We start from the raw sequence: 16,850 nt of genomic DNA, 5'->3' as shown, positions 1-16,850 counted from the left end.
GGTCGTCGACCCACCGACCTAGGAGAACCCACGCGATGAGCGCCCCCGCAAACCCGTCCCCAGCAGCCCCGATCCGGGTGCCCGCCGGGACCACCGCCGCGGCCGCGGTGCGGGAGGCGGGGCTGCCGGGCCGCGGGGCGCCCGACGCGATCGTCGTGGTCCGCGACGCGGACGGAAAGCTGCGCGACCTGAGCTGGGTGCCCGACTCCGATACCGAGGTGGTGCCGGTGGCGGCCGACACCGACGAGGGGCGCAGCGTCATCCGGCATTCGGCCGCGCACGTGCTCGCCCAGGCGGTTCAGGGCATGTTCCCGCACGCGAAGCTCGGAATCGGGCCGCCCATCACCGACGGCTTCTACTACGACTTCGACGTGGCCGAGCCGTTCACGCCGGAGGATCTGGCGGCGCTGGAAAAGCGGATGCGCCAGATCGTCAAGGAGGGGCAGCTGTTCGAGCGGCGCGTCTACGAGTCCAAGGACCAGGCACGCTCCGAGTTGGCCAACGAGCCCTACAAGCTGGAACTGGTCGACGACAAGTCCGGCGATCCCGACATCATGGAGGTCGGCGGCGACGAGCTCACCGCCTATGACAACCTCAATCCCCGCAGCCGGGAACGGGTTTGGGGCGACCTGTGCCGGGGGCCGCACATCCCGACCACCAAGCACATCCCGGCGTTCAAGCTGACCCGCAGCTCCGCCGCGTATTGGCGCGGGGACCAGAAGAACGCGAGCCTGCAGCGCATCTACGGCACCGCGTGGGAGTCGCAGGAGGCGCTGGACCGCCACCTCGAGCTGCTCGCCGAAGCCCAGCGGCGCGACCACCGCAAGCTGGGGACCGAGCTGGATCTGTTCAGCTTCCCCGACGAAATCGGTTCGGGGCTGGCGGTTTTCCACCCCAAAGGCGGGGTGGTGCGCAGGGAGCTGGAGGAGTACTCGCGACGCAAGCACATCGAGGCCGGGTACGAATTCGTCAACACCCCGCACATCACCAAGGCGCAGCTGTTCCACACCTCGGGCCACCTGGACTGGTACGCCGACGGGATGTTCCCGCCCATGCACCTCGACGCCGAATTGAACGACGACGGAACGGTGCGCAAGCCCGGGCAGGACTACTACCTCAAGCCGATGAACTGCCCGATGCACACGCTGATCTTCCGGTCCCGGGGCCGGTCGTATCGCGAACTCCCGTTGCGGCTCTTCGAGTTCGGCACCGTCTACCGCTATGAGAAGTCCGGCGTGGTGCACGGGCTGACCCGGGCGCGCGGATTCACCATGGACGACTCGCACATCTTCTGCACGCGCGACCAGTTGCACGGTGAACTGGCGTCGCTGCTGCGGTTCGTGCTCGAGCTGCTGGGCGACTACGGCCTGGAGGACTTCTATCTGGAACTGTCCACCAAGGACCCGGAGAAGTTCGTCGGTTCCGACGAGATGTGGGAGCAGGCCACCAACTCACTGGCGGAGGTGGCGGCCGAGTCGGGCCTGGAACTGGTTCCCGACCCGGGCGGCGCGGCGTTCTACGGCCCGAAGATTTCCGTGCAGGCCCGCGACGCGCTGGGCCGCAGCTGGCAGATGTCGACCATCCAGGTGGATTTCAACTTCCCGGAGCGCTTCGAGCTGGAGTACACGGCCCCGGACGGGACCCGTCAGCGGCCGGTGATGATCCACCGCGCCCTGTTCGGGTCGATCGAGCGGTTCTTCGGCATCCTCACCGAGCACTACGCGGGGGCGTTCCCGGCGTGGCTCGCGCCGGTTCAGGTGGTCGGGATTCCCGTCGCCGACGAACACGTTGCCTACCTGGAAAGTATTGCGGCGCAACTGAAGTCGCACGGCGTGCGGGTGGAGGTGGACAGCAGCGACGACCGGATGGCCAAGAAGATCGTGCACCACACGGGCCAGAAGGTGCCGTTCATGTTGCTGGCGGGTGACCGCGACGTCCAGGCGAAGGCGGTGAGCTTCCGCTTCGGCGACCGCACGCAGATCAACGGTGTGCCCCGCGAGAGTGCCGTCGACGCCATCGTGGCCTGGATCGCCGAACGCGAGAATGCCGCCCCCACAGCCGAACTGGTGAAGGTGACCGGCGGTGAGTGAGCCCAAGGAACGCGCCGAGGACACCATCCTGGACACCGGCGTCGGCGAGAGTGACCACCTGCAGCGGCTGTGGACGCCCTACCGGATGACGTATCTGGCCGAAGCGCCGATGAAGCGCGACCCCGACTCTTCGGGCAAGACCGAGCAGCCGTTCACCGACATCCCGCAACTCTCCGACGAGGAAGGCCTGGTGGTCGCGCGCGGTGAACTCGTCTACGCGGTCCTCAACCTCTATCCGTACAACCCGGGGCACCTGATGGTGGTGCCGTATCGACGGGTGTCCGAGCTCGAGGACCTCACCGACGAGGAGAGCGCGGAGTTGATGGCCTTCATGCAGAAGGCCATTCGCGTGATCAAGAACGTGTCGCGGCCGCACGGCTTCAACGTCGGCCTCAACCTCGGCACGTCGGCGGGTGGGTCGCTGGCCGAGCACCTGCATGTGCACGTCGTGCCGCGTTGGGGCGGCGACGCGAACTTCATCACCATCATCGGCGGCTCGAAGGTGATCCCTCAGCTGCTGCGCGAAACCCGCCGGCTGCTGGCCGCGGAGTGGGCTAACCAGTCATGAGCAAGGTGCCGTTCCTCTCGCGGGCGGCGTTCGCGCGGCTCACCACGCCGACCGCCAAAGCGTGCCTGCGGATGGGATTGACCCCGGACGTGGTGACGGTGCTGGGCACCGCGGGGTCCGTGGCCGGGGCGCTCGCGCTGTTCCCGATGGGCAGGTTGTTCGCCGGTGCCTGCGTGGTGTGGTTCTTCGTGCTGTTCGACATGCTCGACGGCGCCATGGCCCGCGAGCGCGGTGGCGGCACCCGGTTCGGCGCCGTGCTGGACGCCACCTGCGACCGCGTCAGCGACGGCGCGGTGTTCTGCGGCCTGCTGTGGTGGGTGGCCTTCGGCATGCACGACAAGCCGCTCGCGGTGGCGACCATGATCTGCCTGGTCACCTCGCAGGTCATCTCGTACATCAAGGCGCGGGCCGAGGCCAGCGGGTTGCGCGGAGACGGCGGCATCATCGAACGCCCGGAACGGTTGATCATCGTCCTGGTCGGCGCCGGCGTGGCGGACTTCCCGTTCGTGGCCTGGCCGCCCGCCCTGCCGGTGGCCATGTGGCTGCTGGCGGTGGCCAGCGTGGTGACCTGCGTGCAGCGGCTGCGCACGGTGTGGACCTCGCCCGGAGCGACGGAGCGCATGCCGTGATCCCGGGGATGGGTTTGATCACCGCGCCGCGGCGGCTGGTGTCCGGCACCGCGAGCGATTGGACGTACGCGGCCGGCTGGATGGCCGTGCGGGCGATGCCGGAATTCGCGGCGCGCTCCGTGTTCGAGACCGGGGCGCGTTACGCGGCGCGCCGTGGCGGCCCGGCGCAGCTGCGCAAGAACCTGGCCCGCGTCACCGGCGTCGCGCCGGCAGAGGTGCCCGACGACCTGATGCGGGCGTCGCTGGCCTCCTACGCCCGCTACTGGAGGGAGGCGTTTCGCCTGCCGTCGATGGACCTGCGCGCCCTGTCCGGCGAACTCGATGCCGCGTTCCGGGGGGCCGGCAACCTGGACGCGGCGCTGGCCGCGGGCCGCGGCGCGATCTGCGCGTTGCCGCACAGCGGGAACTGGGACATGGCCGGGGTGTGGTTCACCCAGACCCGCGGCACCTTCATCACCGTCGCGGAGAGACTGGAACCGGAGTCGTTGTACCGGCGTTTCCTCCGCTATCGCGAGAGCCTCGGCTTCGAGGTGCTGCCGCTGTCCGGAGGCGAGCGGCCGCCGTTCGATGTACTGTGCGATCGGCTGCGAGAGAACCAACTGGTCTGCCTGATGGCCGATCGCGACCTCACCCGCACCGGTGTGCAGGTCGACTTCTTCGGCGAGGCCACCCGGATGCCGGCCGGACCGGCGAAGCTGGCGGTCGCGACCGGGGCGGCCTTGCTTCCGGTGCACTGCTGGTTCGACGGCGACGGGTGGGGGTTTCACGTGTTCCCGCCACTGGACTGCAGCAGCGGCGACGTCGGCGCCATCACCCAGGCGCTGGCCGACCGTTTCGCAGCGAACATCGCCGCGCACCCCGAGGACTGGCACATGCTGCAACCGCAGTGGCTGGCCGACCTGTCCGAAGCCAAGCAGGCGCGGCTCAGGGAGACCTGATGCGCATCGGGATGGTCTGCCCCTACTCGTTCGACGTCCCGGGCGGGGTCCAGTCGCACGTCTTGCAGCTGGCGGAGGTGATGCGTCAGCGCGGGCAACAGGTGAGCGTCCTCGCGCCGGCCTCGCCGCACGCGGCCCTGCCCGACTACGTCGTCTCCGCCGGCAAGGCCGTCCCGATTCCCTACAACGGGTCGGTGGCCCGGCTGCGGTTCGGCCCGGCAACCCATCGCAAGGTCAAAAAATGGCTCGCCGAAGGCGATTTCGACGTGCTGCACCTGCACGAGCCCAACGCGCCGAGCCTGTCGATGCTGGCCCTGAACATCGCCGAGGGGCCGATCGTCGCGACGTTCCACACCTCGACCACCAAATCGCTGACCCTGACGGTCTTTCAGGGCATCCTGCGACCGATGCACGAAAAGATCGTCGGCCGGATCGCGGTGTCGGACTTGGCCCGTCGCTGGCAGATGGAGGCGCTGGGCACCGACGCGGTCGAGATCCCCAACGGCGTCGACGTCGACTCCTTCGCCTCGGCGCGTCCGCTGGACGGCTACCCGCGGCCGGGCAAGACGGTGCTGTTCCTGGGGCGCTACGACGAGTCCCGCAAGGGCATGTCGGTCCTACTCGACGCGCTGCCCGGCGTGGTGCAGCACTTTCCGGACGTCCAGCTGCTCATCGTCGGCCGCGGCGACGAGGCCGAATTGCGCGGGCAGGCGGGCGAATTGGTGAAACACATAAGGTTTCTCGGCCAGGTCGACGACGCCGGGAAGGCGTCGGCGATGCGCAGCGCCGATGTGTACTGCGCGCCCCACGTGGGGGGTGAGAGCTTCGGCATCGTCCTGGTCGAGGCCATGGCCGCGGGCACCGCGGTGGTGGCCAGCGACCTGGACGCCTTCCGCCGGGTGCTGCGCGACGGCGAAGTCGGGTGCCTGGTGCCGGTCGGCGACGGCGCTGCGCTGGCGGACGCCCTCATCTCGGTGCTAGAAAACGATGTGCTGCGCGAACGCTATGTGGCGGCCGGTTCGGCCGCCGTAAAGCGCTACGACTGGTCGGTGGTGGCCAGCCAGATCATGCGCGTCTACGAGACGGTCGCGGCGACCGGCGCCAAAGTTCAGGTGGCGAGCTGATGACGTGGCTCGCCGTCGCCGTCGCGGTATTGGTCGGGCTGCTGGCGGTCCTGGGCGCCTGGGCCTACCAGACGGCCAACCGCCTGGACCGGTTGCACGTCCGCTACGACCTGTCATGGCAGGCGCTCGACGGGGCTCTGGCGCGCCGCGCGGTCGTGGCCCGTGCGGTCGCCATCGACGCCTACGGCGGTGCCTCGGAGGGCAGGCGGTTGGCCGCGCTGGCCGACGCCGCCGAGGCCGCGCCGCGGCAGGAGCGCGAGTCGCGCGAGAACGAGCTGTCGGCCGCGCTGGCGATCGTCGACCCGGCCTCGTTGCCGGCCGGGCTGATCGCCGAGTCGGCCGATGCCGAGGCCCGGGTGCTACTGGCCCGCCGCTTCCACAACGACGCGGTCCGGGACACCCTTGCCCTGCGCGAGCGATTCTTGGTGCGGACCCTTCGTCTCGGCGGGACAGCCGCGCTGCCAAGCTATTTCGAGATCGTCGAGCGTCCCCACGCGCTGGCCCACGGCGACGTCGGCTCCTTCAACGGGGTGGTCAGCCACCGCACGTCGGCGCGCGTGGTGCTGCTCGACGAGACGGGTGCGGTGCTGCTGCTGCGCGGCTCCGATCCGGCGATCGGCCGCGGCAGCGCGCCGAAGTGGTGGATCACCGTCGGCGGGGAGGTGCAGCGGGGTGAGCGGTTGGCCGAGGCGGCCGCCCGCGAGCTGGCCGAAGAGACCGGACTCAGGGCCGCACCGGGAGAGCTGGTGGGCCCGGTCTGGCGGCGCGACGAGGTCTTCGAGTTCAACGGCTCGCTGATCGACAGCGAAGAGTTCTACTTCGTCTACCGCACCCACCGGTTCGAACCGTCCGGTGCGGGCCGAACCGACTTGGAACGCAGCTACATTCACGGCCACCGCTGGTGCGACGCGGCTGACATCGCCCGGCTGGCCGCCGCCGGGGAGACGGTGTATCCGAGGCAGCTGGGCGAGCTGCTCGTCGACGCGGCCGCGCTGGCCGGTGGCCGGGCGCCGGGCCCGCTGGTGTCGATTCGCTGACCCGGCTAAAAGCCGCTCGCCAAGCCGTTGGAGGCCAGCGGGGGGAACCCCAGCACCAGCGGGCTGGCGATTCCGGAGGTGACGCCCTGGCCGACGGATCCGGCGATGCTCACCGGGCCGGGCAGAATCCCGGGCGCGTAGTAGCCGAAATCGACGATCGGTTTGATGAACGGCTGCAGCAGATCAGCCAGCGGATTGCCGAGGATGGGGACCCACCGGATGGGATCCAGCAGCGGCAACTGCGCGGTCTGCATGAAGTAGAAGCTCATGTTGCCGACGTGTTGCTGGATGGCGCCGGCGACCTGCGCTGCGGACACGAAGGGCATCGTGTGGTGCAGGTCGAAGAAGCCGAACAGGGCGTTGAGGTCCGACGGAAGCCACAACCAGTTCGCCGGGAAGTTGGCGATCGCGTCGTATTGCAGCGTGAAGATGGACGTCGCATACGACGTGGTGAGCGGGGTGGCGAAGTGGAACGCGCCGAAGCCCGGAATGAAGTGCGTCAGAATGCCACCCATCGGATTGTTCGGGTCGGCGAGCAGGACGAAGTTCAGCAGATCCTGACTCGGACGTAGGGCGGCAGGCAGGGCCTGCAGGTACCGCATCTCCAGGCTGGCGATCGTCGCGCTCTGCGAATACCCAACGACCACAACGTGATTGCCGGCCGCGGTTTGAGTCAGGATCGCGGAGTTCAGCGTCGCCACGCCCTGATAGACCGACTTGCCGAAGGTCTCGCTGCCGAGCCCGGTGATCGGCCAAAACTGTTCGGGGGTGCGCAAACTCACCAGGGTGTAGTCGGAGTAATTGGTGGCGAGATACGCCTGCTGGATGGACGTCATGTACTTCAGGTCCGGCGACGGATTCCCGGTGCCGCCCATGATCAGCGCGATTTTCTGCGTCCCCGTCGTCGACTGCATGGCGGCGGCGTTGGTGGCTTCCGTTTCGGCGTAGGCGTCCTTCGCGGTGATCAGCGTCTGTACGAACTGGTTGTGGAACAACTCCGCCTGGGCGCTGAACGCCTGGTACTGCTGGGCGTGCGCGTCGAGCATCGTCGCCACGCGCACCGACACCGAATCCGTGGCCGGCGGCAGCACCGACGTCGTCGGTCCGGCCACGGCCGCGTTCGTCGCCTGCAGGGACGAGCCGAGCCCTTGCAACTCGTCGGCGGCCGTCGCCATCGCGTCGGGGTCGGTGATCACGAACGACATGGTCGCTCCGCCTTGCTAACTCAGCGCCGGGCGCGCGGCGATACTTTCGCGCGGTCCGGCGATCGACTGGGTGACGGCGGCCGTCGCCCGCCCGGGAATGCCGGGGGAGGGCAGGTGCGGCGCGGTGGCCGGGCTCGCCGAAATGGGGGTGATCGGGGTGCCGGGAGCCACGGCGGCCGGAGTCGGGACGGTCGCCGGCGCCGCGGCGCCGGCCCAGCTCGACGGCACGGACAGCGCCCCGATCGAGCCGGCCCGGCCCGCGTTCACCGAGACGAGGCGCCCGGCGAGCTGGGCGGCGATGGGGCTGGGGCCGCCGGCGCCCGGACTTGCCGTGGACGCCAGGACCGGATCCATCGCGGGGAGACTGCCGGCGCCGCCCAGCAGCGGATTGGTGCTGGACATCAGCTGGCCCATCACCGTGTTCATCGGTTCCATCGCGAACTGGGCGGGTGTGGAAAGCATCTGCAGCTGCGTCATCGGGTTCATCAGTTGCTGGGTCAGCGACTGGCTGAGCGTCTGGAGGAGTTCCTGGCCGAAGGAGGTGAACGTCGGGGTGGGCAGGCTGGTCAGGGTGAGGGGCGGGCTGCTGAACGGCGTCCACGTCGCCTCGGCCGACTTGATGCTGGCGTCGTAGGCGGTCATCGCGGCCACGTCCTGGGCCCACATCTCGGCGTACTGCGCTTCGGTCGCCGCGATCGCCGCGGTGTTCTGGCCCAGGATGTTGGTCGCGATCAGCGACATCAGCAGCGCCCGGTTGGCCGCAATGACCTCCGGCGGCACCGTCGCGGTGAACGCCACCTCGAACGCCGCGGCCGACAACCGGGTCTGGTTGGCCACCAGCTCGGCCTGCCCCGACGTCGCGGTCAGCCACTGCACGTACGGGGCGGCGGCCGTGGCCATCGTCATCGACGCGGGGCCCTGCCATGGGCCGCCGGTCAGGGTCGAGACCGTCAATTCGAAGGAACTCGCGGCCGACGCCAGCTGGGCGGACAACGCGTCCCAGGCGGCCGCCGCCGCCCACATCGTCCCCGAGCGGGGCCCCGCGTACATCCGCGCCGAATTGATTTCCGGCGGCAACAGCACGTAATCCGGCAACACCCGAGACCTCTTCTCGGCCAACCGCCTCGGCCGGTGGGACCTTGGTTGCCCGCCCAGGGATTCGCACCAGCAGCAGCGGTTGTGCAAATAGCTGACGCAATTTTTAACACAATGTGACGCGCGTCGCAGGCGCTTGGCGTGACTGATGGAAGCGGCGGCAAAACCGGTTTGTTCCCACCACTAGAGTGGAAGCCCGATGGTTCAAGGAGAGCGGGAACTAGTGGAGAGCGGCGGACAGTCCAGCCAGGCCAATCAGACGGGAACGGCGCGGGTCAAACGCGGCATGGCCGAGATGCTCAAGGGCGGCGTCATCATGGACGTCGTCACCCCGGAGCAGGCCCGCATCGCGGAGGCCGCCGGCGCCGTCGCCGTGATGGCGCTCGAACGGGTGCCCGCCGACATCCGCGCCCAGGGCGGGGTGTCGCGGATGAGCGACCCCGACATGATCGAGGGCATCATCGCCGCGGTGACCATCCCGGTGATGGCCAAGGCGCGCATCGGCCACTTCGTCGAGGCGCAGATCCTGCAGAGCCTCGGCGTGGATTACGTCGACGAATCCGAGGTGCTCACCCCCGCGGACTACACCCACCACATCGACAAGTGGAAGTTCACCGTGCCGTTCGTGTGCGGCGCGACCAACCTGGGCGAGGCGCTGCGGCGCATCAGCGAGGGCGCGGCGATGATCCGGTCCAAGGGCGAGGCCGGCACCGGGGACGTCTCCAACGCCACCACACACATGCGGGCCATCGGCGGCGAGATCCGCCGGCTGACCTCGATGTCGGAAGACGAATTGTTCGTCGCCGCAAAGGAATTGCGGGCGCCCTACGAGCTGGTGGTCGAGGTGGCCCGGGCCGGCAAGCTGCCGGTCACCCTGTTCACCGCCGGCGGCATCGCCACGCCGGCCGACGCGGCGATGATGATGCAACTCGGGGCCGAGGGGGTGTTCGTCGGCTCTGGGATCTTCAAGTCCGGGGATCCCGCGCAGCGCGCGGCCGCCATCGTCAAGGCGACCACCTTCTACGACGACCCGGACGTGCTGGCCAAGGTGTCGCGCGGGCTGGGCGAGGCCATGGTGGGCATCAACGTCGAGCAGATCGCGCAGCCCCATCGGCTGGCCGAACGCGGCTGGTAAGCCGGGGGCTGTTGGTGGCGATCGAAGAGATCCTTGATCTGGAGCAACTCGAGGTCAACATCTACCGCGGCCGGGTGTTCAGCCCCGAGTCGGGATATTTCCAGCGCACGTTCGGCGGCCACGTCGCCGGGCAGTCGCTCGTCTCGGCGGTGCGCACCGTAGACCCGCGCTACCAGGTGCACTCGCTGCACGGCTATTTCCTGCGGCCCGGGGACGCCAACGAGCCCACGGTCTTCATCGTGGAACGCACACGCGACGGCGGTTCGTTCGCCACCCGGCGCGTCAACGCCATTCAGCACGGCGAAATCATCTTCAGCATGGGGGCGTCCTTCCAGACCGACCAGGAGGGCATCCACCACCAGGACGTCATGCCGGCCGCGCCGCCTCCCGACGGGCTGCCCGGCCTGGACTCGATCAAGGTGTTCGACGACGCCGGCTTCAAGCAGTTCGAGGAGTGGGACGTCTGCATCGTGCCGCGCGACCAATTGCAGCTGTTGCCCGGCAAGGCCTCCCAGCAGCAGGTGTGGTTCCGCCACCGCGACCCGCTGCCCGACGACCCGGTGCTGCACATCTGCGCGCTGGCCTACATGAGCGACCTCACCTTGCTGGGATCGGCGCAGGTCAACCACCTCGACGTCCGCGAGCATCTGCAGGTCGCGTCCCTGGACCACGCGATGTGGTTCATGCGGGCGTTCCGGGCCGACGAGTGGCTGCTCTACGACCAGTCGTCTCCGTCGGCCAGCGGGGGGCGCTCGCTGTGCCAAGGCAAGATCTTCACCCAATCCGGTGAGATGGTGGCGGCGGTCATGCAGGAGGGGCTGACTCGCTTCCAGCGCGGGTTTCAGCCGACCGCGCAGTGAACGCGCCGCGCATCGGCGTACTGGCGCTGCAGGGCGACACCCGCGAGCACCTGGCCGCGCTGGGCGAGGCCGGGGCGGATTCGATGCCGGTGCGGCGCCGCGCCGAGCTGGAGAAGGTCGACGGCCTGGTCATTCCCGGCGGGGAGTCCACCACGATGAGCCACCTGCTGCTCGACCTGGACCTGCTCGAACCGCTGCGCGGGCTGCTGGCCGACGGGCTGCCCGCTTACGGCGCGTGCGCGGGCATGATCCTGCTGGCCAGCGAGATCCTGGACGCCGGCGCGGGCGGGCGCGAGGCGCTGCCACTGCGGGCGATCGATATGACCGTGCGGCGCAACGCTTTTGGCCGCCAGGTCGATTCGTTCGAGGGCGACATACCGTTCGCCGGTCTGGACGGCCCGGTGCGCGCGGTGTTCATCCGCGCCCCATGGGTCGAGCGGGCCGGGGAGGGCGTGCAGGTGCTGGCCGAAGCGTCGGGGCACCCGGTCGCGGTGCGGCAGGGCAGAAACCTGGCGACGGCGTTTCACCCCGAGATGACCGGCGATCGCCGCGTCCACCAGCTCTTCGTGGACGTCGTCAACGGGCACGCCTGACGCACCGGGCCGTCGCCGCTATTGCGGGTCGGGTGTGCGCCGAGGGCTCTCAGCGTGCGTCCAGGGTGGGAAATCGGCGGGATTGGCGCCGTGAGCGCACACCCGATGCGGTTCCCCGGGGATGAGGTGGTCCCCAAAAATCGATAGCGCGGGCGATATCACATTCGCGGAGGCGGATATGCCCGGGTTCCTGTGACTGCTGGGGCGGCTGAGCCGCAAGGGCAGCGGCCGGTCGGGCGCGAGCAAGCGTGCACGTAGACTCGTCTGGCGAACTTTCGAACACAGAAGAGGTAAGAGACACCGATGAGCGGCCATTCCAAGTGGGCCACCACCAAGCACCAAAAGGCCGTCAAGGACGCGCGCCGGGGCAAGGAGTTTGCCCGGCTGATCAAGAACATTGAGGTCGCCGCCCGTACCGGCGGCGGGGACCCGGCGGGCAACCCGACGCTGTATGACGCCATCCAGAAGGCGAAGAAGACGTCGGTGCCCAACGACAACATCGAGCGCGCCCGCAAGCGCGGCGCCGGCGAGGAAGCCGGCGGCGCCGACTACCAGACGATCATGTACGAGGGCTATGGGCCCAATGGCGTGGCGGTGCTGATCGAATGCCTGACCGACAACCGGAACCGCGCGGCCGGCGAGGTCCGGGTGGCGGTGACCCGCAACGGCGGCACGATGGCCGACCCCGGCTCGGTGTCCTATCTCTTCACCCGCAAGGGCGTCGTCACGCTGGAGAAGAACGGCCTGACCGAGGACGACCTGCTGGCCGCCGTGCTGGACGCGGGCGCCGAGGACGTCAACGACCTGGGTGAGAGCTTCGAAATCATCTCGGAGCCAACAGATTTGGTCGCCGTGCGGACCGCCCTGCAGGATGCCGGCATCGACTACGAGTCCGCGGAGGCCAGCTTCCAACCTTCGGTCAGCGTGCCGGTGGACGTCGACGGCGCCCGGAAGGTGTTCAAGCTCGTCGACGCCCTGGAGGACAGCGACGACGTGCAGAACGTCTGGACCAACGTCGACTTGTCCGACGAGGTTCTGGCCGCGCTCGACGAGGACTGACCGGCCGGCACAGGTCGTCGCCCTCGGGCCTAGTCGTATCCGTGCCGCATGTCCTCGACGATGCGCGGATTGTCCAGCGTTGACGGGTCCAAAGCGCGTGGGCGGGTGTCGTCGGGGAACACCGTGGCGGCGTCCAGCACGTGCTGATTGAGGTAGCGCAGCGGGGGAGCGTTGGGCGGCACGGTGGGTGCCGGCGGCGTGGACCCGCGGCGCGCCAGCGTGAATCCCCAGTCGCCGAACGTCGGAACATAGACGTGGTACGGCGTCACGGCATAGCCGGCCGTGCGGATCGACGAGGTGGTGCGCCAGAACGCCGTCTGCGTCGAGAACGGGCTGCCGGCCTGCACGACCATGAGCCCGTCGGCGGCGAGCGCGTGGCCGACCAGCGCGTAGAACTCCGTCGAATAGAGCCGGCCCAAAACCGGGGTGTCCGGGTCGGGAAGGTCGACGATGATCGCGTCGAAACCCCCGGGCGGTACGACGTCCGGGTGCGGCGAGCGCAGCCAGCGCATCGCGTCGTCGATCACCACCTTGACGCGCGGGCTGTCCAGCGAGCCGCCGTTGGCCCTGCGCATGGTGGTGCGCGCCAGTTGGATCACCGCGGGGTCGAGCTCGACCTGCACGATCTTGGTGATGCCCGGCTGCCGCAGCAGTTCGCGGGCCACCAACCCGTCGCCGCCGCCGAGCACGAGGACTGATCGGGCGCCTCCCCCCAGGGCGGGGTAGACCAGGCTTTCGGTGTAGCGGTACTCGTCCCGGGTGGAGAACTGCAGGCCGCCGTCCAGGTAGAGCCGCATGTCGTTGCCGCGTTGGGTGACCACGATCTCCTGGTAGGCCGAGTGCTGGTAGGCGATGATCGGGTCGGCGTAGAGCCGTTGTCTGCTCGTCGTCTCGATGTCGGCCGAACGCGCCAGCAGCGTGGCCAGCAGCGCGAGCGCCGCGGCGAGCGCGCACAGCGCCATCGCCAGCTGCCGGGCCGAAACCACCCGGCGCAGAACGAAAATCGCCACGACGGCCGCGGCCAGCAGGTTGACGATGCCGGTGGCCGCCGCGCCGCGGATCATGCCCAGCTGCGGCAGCAGCAGGAACGGCCACACCAGGCCGCCGAGCAGCGCACCGAGATAGTCGGCCGCGTTGAGGTTGGCCAGCGTCCGGCCGGTGTCGGGCGCCTCGCCGCTGCGGCCGCGTTGCAGCATGGTCATCAACAGCGGCACCTCGGCTCCGACCAGCCCACCGATCAGGGCCGTGCCCAGCGCCAGCATCCACATCGACTCGTCGTCGATGAACGCGAACACCGTGTAGAGCGCCGCGGCGGACAGGCCGCCGACGATGCTCAGCAGCACCTCGACCGCGACGAACGCGATCGCCGCGTGCGCCAGGAGCGGCTTGACCACTAGGGCGCCCACGCCGAGCGCGGCGATGTAGCCCGCGACGATCAACGAGGTGGCAACGATGCCGCCGCCGTTCAGGCTCGCCGCCAGCGTCAGCAGAGCGAGTTCGTAGATGATGCCGGACGCCGCGCACGCCGCGACGGCGGCCAGCAGGACGGCCCGCCACCGCCCGGGCAGCGGCGTCGAGGCGACCGACGGCTGTGGCCGGCTCTCCGTCGAGGTCATGAGATGGCGGCGGCGATCACTCCTCCCACGGCCACCAGCATGGTGGCCGTGGCGAAAGCGGCCGGATGCAGCTCGGGCTCGTCGACGTGCTCGCGAAACTTACCGGGCACCGCGATCTGCAGGATCAGCAGCGCCCCGCCCTGCAGCACGACTCCCACCAACCCGTACACCGCCACGCCGACGAGTCCCTGCCCCAGCTGGCTGTAGCTGCTGGCGATGGCGCTGATGATGACGATGGCCAGCGCGATGTACATGGCCGAGGCGAGGACGACGGCGTTCGGGCGCTTGTCGATGAACACCAGTTGACGCAGGTTGCCGGGGGTGAGGACGTCCACCATCAGGAAGCCGGCGATCAGGACGACGACGCCGACCGCGAAGTACAGGACGACGGCGACCACGCCCTGGGTGATCGTGCCGAGGTTGGTGGATCCGAAATCGATCGCGAGGTACATGGTTTGTCTCCTTTGCGTTTCCGGCTAGAGGTCACTTGGTTCCGCCCGGGCCACCCGGGCTGCCGCCGGCGCCGCCCGAGGGGGAGCCGGGCGTGAAGCCGGGGCCCAAAAAGATGAAGGCGCCGTGGCTGTATCCGGCGTTCAGGCTTTCCAGGCGGATGCTGCACGGGTGGTTGCCGTCGGGGCCGACGGTCACGATGTTGTTGCTGTAGCGCAGGTATTCGTTGTCGCCGTTGGCGGCGCGCGCCTCGGGGGCCTGATACTCGGCGAGCGTGTCGGCCACGTCGTCGGCGGAGCCGCTGCATTCGTAGCGCGTCCCGTTAGCGTCGTGGGCGTACTCGTGATAGTGGCCGGCGATGTAGGAGGCAATGTTCTTCTGCGACAAGATGATTCCGAAGACCAGGCAGACGATGGCGGCGACGGCGAGCACGCCGGCTATCACGAACAGACGGTTGCGGCTCACGGGTGCCACCGGCTGGTCGTGTGGACCACCTGTCCGCCGGACCCGACCAGGCTGCGCGGGTACAGGTGCCAGGTCCGCCAACGCCAGCCCGCGGCGTCGGGTTCGGCGGCCAGCGCGGTGAGCGCGGCGTCGTCTCCGGGGAAAGAGCCGCCGAGCCAACCCTTTTCGCGCGCGCATCGGTCACGAAGGTCGCGCGCCAGGCGGCGGAAGGCGCCCTCGTCATAGGTGTCGGTGCGCGACTCCAGGGAGTAGCCGGGCGCGGCCGTGCGTTCCGGCAGGTCGACGCCCAGGCCGCGCGCCGTGCACGAAACCTCTTCGGAGAAGCGGCCCGTGGCGTGCTCGACCGTGACGACGTGCGACGCGCCGAGGACCCCGAGCAGCAGCGCACCGCCGTCGGGGTGGTGCAGCAGGCTGGTCGCCAGCGGTGGCGGCGCGGGCGCGTTGAGCGCGAGTCCGAGCTTCTGTCCGGACACGTCCGAAGGAGTTACGGCGAGCTGATGAAGCGGCACCGGCGCGTTCCTAGGAGGACGGGGGCGGGGGCGCCGGATACACGGTCAGCTCGCCGGTCAGCACCGGTTTGCCGGTCGAGACCTCCCACGGCATGCCCGGCGCCCAGCGCTCGAACGAGAGCAGTAGGGACTCATCGGAGTTGGCGCAGTCGATGAACTCCATCTCGCCGCCCGCAGGCAGCCCGGTGGTGCCCTCGGTGGTGAACGAGGCGCGCCCGCGTTCGGATTCATGAAACGTCACCCCGTCGACGACGTACTGGCCGCCCGGCTGCAGCGTGAGGTCCTTGCGGCTGACCCACATCGCCAGCTCGAGGCGTCCGTCGTCCTCCTCGACGCTGAACCAGATCGGCTGGTCGCCGCCCTCCAGCAGGTGCTCCCACCACACGAAGGGGCCCTCGCGGTAGGTCACCGATCCGCGCACGACGTAGTCGACGCCGCCGTAGCTGACGATCGCGCCGGGGCCGAGTTGCCGCGGACCGAATTCCGGCATCGCGTTGAACGAGAGCGGATCCTGGCGGCCGCGTGGGGGACTCGGTTGCTTGGGGCGTCGCAAAGCGATGACGAGTACGACGATGGACGCGATGAACAGCACGATCGCGATAACGACCAGCAGTGATCCCACGCGAGCCCTTCCGTTGCCACCTGTCTTGAGCGAACGTGGGGTAAAGCTAACAGCTTTTCCGCGAGTTCGGCGCTGTAACGTCGCGCGCCGGAATCGGCGGTACCGCCGCGTGTCCTCCGCGGAGCCGTCGGTCCCGGCCGCTAGGGTATCGAACAGCTGTTCTACAGGTGGGAGCGGGCAATGCGCGTGATGGGCGTCGACCCCGGGCTGACCCGATGCGGGCTGTCGGTGGTCGAAAGCGGGCGCGGACGAAACGTGGTCGCGCTGGACGTGGACGTGGTGCGGACCCCGTCGGACGCGCCGCTGGCCGAGAGGCTGCTGGCCATCAGCGATGCCGTCGAGCACTGGCTGGCCACCCACCAACCGGACGTCGTCGCCATCGAGCGGGTGTTCTCCCAGCTGAACGTGTCGACGGTGATGGGCACCGCGCAGGCCGGCGGGGTGATCGCGCTGGCGGCGGCCAAGCGCGGCATCGACGTGCACTTCCACACGCCGAGCGAGGTCAAGGCCGCGGTCACGGGCAACGGTGCCGCGGACAAGGCCCAGGTGACCGCGATGGTCACGAAAATCCTTGCGCTGCAAGCGAAGCCGACTCCCGCGGACGCCGCGGACGCGCTGGCGTTGGCCATCTGCCACTGCTGGCGGGCGCCGATGCTGGCCCGGATGGCCGCGGCCGAAGCGCTGGCCGCGCAACAGCGGCACGCGTACCTGGCCAAGCTGAAGGCCGCGCGATGATCGCCTCGGTGCGCGGTGAGGTGCTCGAGGTGGCGCTCGACCACGCGGTGATCGAGGCCGCCGGCGTCGGCTACCGGGTCAACGCGACGCCGTCGACGCTGGCGACGCTGCGCTCCGGGA

General features: G+C 69.3%; 19 protein-coding genes. 12 read left to right on the top strand and 7 right to left on the bottom strand.

What is annotated here, in order from left to right; translation table 11 throughout:
* Positions 1-35: 35 nt before the first annotated feature.
* The 6 genes from thrS to A5691_RS02915 are packed head-to-tail and all read left to right on the top strand — an operon-like array spanning position 36 to position 6,386.
* Entirely contained in the window at positions 36-2,090 is a 2,055-nt protein-coding gene (gene thrS / locus A5691_RS02940) for a threonine--tRNA ligase (RefSeq protein ID WP_067751729.1), read from the top strand.
* The gene (locus A5691_RS02935; protein ID WP_067751732.1) at positions 2,083-2,658 is read left to right on the top strand and encodes an HIT domain-containing protein; all 576 of its coding nucleotides are present in this window, start codon (positions 2,083-2,085) and stop codon (positions 2,656-2,658) included. The genes thrS and A5691_RS02935 overlap by 8 nt, the downstream gene beginning before the upstream one ends.
* Positions 2,655-3,287: a phosphatidylinositol phosphate synthase gene (gene pgsA, locus A5691_RS02930; RefSeq protein WP_068018726.1), complete on the top strand. Its 633-nt coding sequence runs from the start codon at positions 2,655-2,657 to the stop codon at positions 3,285-3,287. The genes A5691_RS02935 and pgsA overlap by 4 nt, the downstream gene beginning before the upstream one ends.
* 8 nt (positions 3,288-3,295) lie before the next feature.
* On the top strand, positions 3,296-4,225 hold the full coding sequence (locus A5691_RS02925) for a phosphatidylinositol mannoside acyltransferase (protein ID WP_067751792.1): 930 nt from the start codon (positions 3,296-3,298) through the stop codon (positions 4,223-4,225).
* Positions 4,225-5,349, top strand: coding sequence for a glycosyltransferase family 4 protein (locus A5691_RS02920; RefSeq protein WP_067751739.1), 1,125 nt, complete (start codon positions 4,225-4,227; stop codon positions 5,347-5,349). The genes A5691_RS02925 and A5691_RS02920 overlap by 1 nt, the downstream gene beginning before the upstream one ends.
* Positions 5,349-6,386 (top strand): NUDIX hydrolase, encoded by a 1,038-nt coding sequence (locus A5691_RS02915; RefSeq protein ID WP_068018722.1) that lies wholly within the window; start codon positions 5,349-5,351, stop codon positions 6,384-6,386. Before A5691_RS02920 ends, A5691_RS02915 begins: the two co-directional genes overlap by 1 nt.
* A gap of 5 nt (positions 6,387-6,391) precedes the next feature.
* On the opposite strand, the gene A5691_RS02910 is transcribed toward A5691_RS02915, so the two are convergent.
* Both A5691_RS02910 and A5691_RS02905 read right to left on the bottom strand, forming a co-directional pair.
* Positions 6,392-7,591: a PE-PPE domain-containing protein gene (locus A5691_RS02910; protein ID WP_068018719.1), complete on the bottom strand. Its 1,200-nt coding sequence runs from the start codon at positions 7,589-7,591 to the stop codon at positions 6,392-6,394.
* Positions 7,592-7,606: 15 nt separating this feature from the next.
* On the bottom strand, positions 7,607-8,689 hold the full coding sequence (locus A5691_RS02905; RefSeq protein WP_082950104.1) for a PPE family protein: 1,083 nt from the start codon (positions 8,687-8,689) through the stop codon (positions 7,607-7,609).
* 220 nt (positions 8,690-8,909) lie between these two features.
* Here A5691_RS02905 and pdxS point away from each other — a divergent pair, with 220 nt between their 5' ends.
* The 4 genes from pdxS (at position 8,910) to A5691_RS02880 (ending at position 12,333) form a co-directional block, all read left to right on the top strand.
* Entirely contained in the window at positions 8,910-9,821 is a 912-nt protein-coding gene (gene pdxS, locus A5691_RS02895) for a pyridoxal 5'-phosphate synthase lyase subunit PdxS (RefSeq protein ID WP_156670025.1), read from the top strand.
* Positions 9,822-9,835: 14 nt separating this feature from the next.
* Positions 9,836-10,681, top strand: coding sequence for an acyl-CoA thioesterase II (gene tesB / locus A5691_RS02890; protein WP_067783960.1), 846 nt, complete (start codon positions 9,836-9,838; stop codon positions 10,679-10,681).
* Entirely contained in the window at positions 10,678-11,274 is a 597-nt protein-coding gene (pdxT, locus tag A5691_RS02885) for a pyridoxal 5'-phosphate synthase glutaminase subunit PdxT (RefSeq protein WP_067751755.1), read from the top strand. Before tesB ends, pdxT begins: the two co-directional genes overlap by 4 nt.
* A 303-nt stretch (positions 11,275-11,577) precedes the next feature.
* Positions 11,578-12,333 (top strand): YebC/PmpR family DNA-binding transcriptional regulator, encoded by a 756-nt coding sequence (locus A5691_RS02880; RefSeq protein ID WP_067751758.1) that lies wholly within the window; start codon positions 11,578-11,580, stop codon positions 12,331-12,333.
* 29 nt (positions 12,334-12,362) lie between these two features.
* Here the strand turns inward: A5691_RS02880 and A5691_RS02875 are convergent, their stop codons facing one another.
* The 5 genes from A5691_RS02875 to A5691_RS02855 are packed head-to-tail and all read right to left on the bottom strand — an operon-like array spanning position 12,363 to position 15,995.
* Positions 12,363-13,949 carry a polyamine aminopropyltransferase gene (locus A5691_RS02875; protein ID WP_067783956.1) on the bottom strand — a complete coding sequence of 529 codons (1,587 nt, stop codon included), beginning with the start codon at positions 13,947-13,949 and terminating at the stop codon, positions 12,363-12,365.
* Complete coding sequence (locus A5691_RS02870) at positions 13,946-14,401, bottom strand: DUF350 domain-containing protein (RefSeq protein WP_067751764.1); 456 nt, start codon at positions 14,399-14,401, stop codon at positions 13,946-13,948. The genes A5691_RS02875 and A5691_RS02870 overlap by 4 nt, the downstream gene beginning before the upstream one ends.
* 31 nt (positions 14,402-14,432) lie before the next feature.
* Complete coding sequence (locus tag A5691_RS02865) at positions 14,433-14,864, bottom strand: DUF4247 domain-containing protein (protein WP_067784859.1); 432 nt, start codon at positions 14,862-14,864, stop codon at positions 14,433-14,435.
* On the bottom strand, positions 14,861-15,373 hold the full coding sequence (locus A5691_RS02860) for a DUF2617 family protein (protein ID WP_067751766.1): 513 nt from the start codon (positions 15,371-15,373) through the stop codon (positions 14,861-14,863). The genes A5691_RS02865 and A5691_RS02860 overlap by 4 nt, the downstream gene beginning before the upstream one ends.
* Before the next feature lie 10 nt (positions 15,374-15,383).
* Positions 15,384-15,995: a DUF4178 domain-containing protein gene (locus A5691_RS02855; RefSeq protein WP_067784857.1), complete on the bottom strand. Its 612-nt coding sequence runs from the start codon at positions 15,993-15,995 to the stop codon at positions 15,384-15,386.
* Between the two features lie 180 nt (positions 15,996-16,175).
* Between A5691_RS02855 and ruvC the strand changes: the two genes are divergently transcribed.
* On the top strand, positions 16,176-16,730 hold the full coding sequence (ruvC, locus tag A5691_RS02850) for a crossover junction endodeoxyribonuclease RuvC (protein ID WP_067890135.1): 555 nt from the start codon (positions 16,176-16,178) through the stop codon (positions 16,728-16,730).
* The coding region (locus tag A5691_RS02845; protein ID WP_304528222.1) for an OB-fold domain-containing protein at positions 16,727-16,850 on the top strand (124 nt) is incomplete at its 3' end. The genes ruvC and A5691_RS02845, both read left to right, overlap by 4 nt.

The organism is Mycobacterium sp. E183, assembly GCF_001667735.1.
Taxonomy (GTDB): Bacteria; Actinomycetota; Actinomycetes; order Mycobacteriales; family Mycobacteriaceae; genus Mycobacterium.
This window is presented reverse-complemented; position numbering and strand designations above follow the sequence as displayed.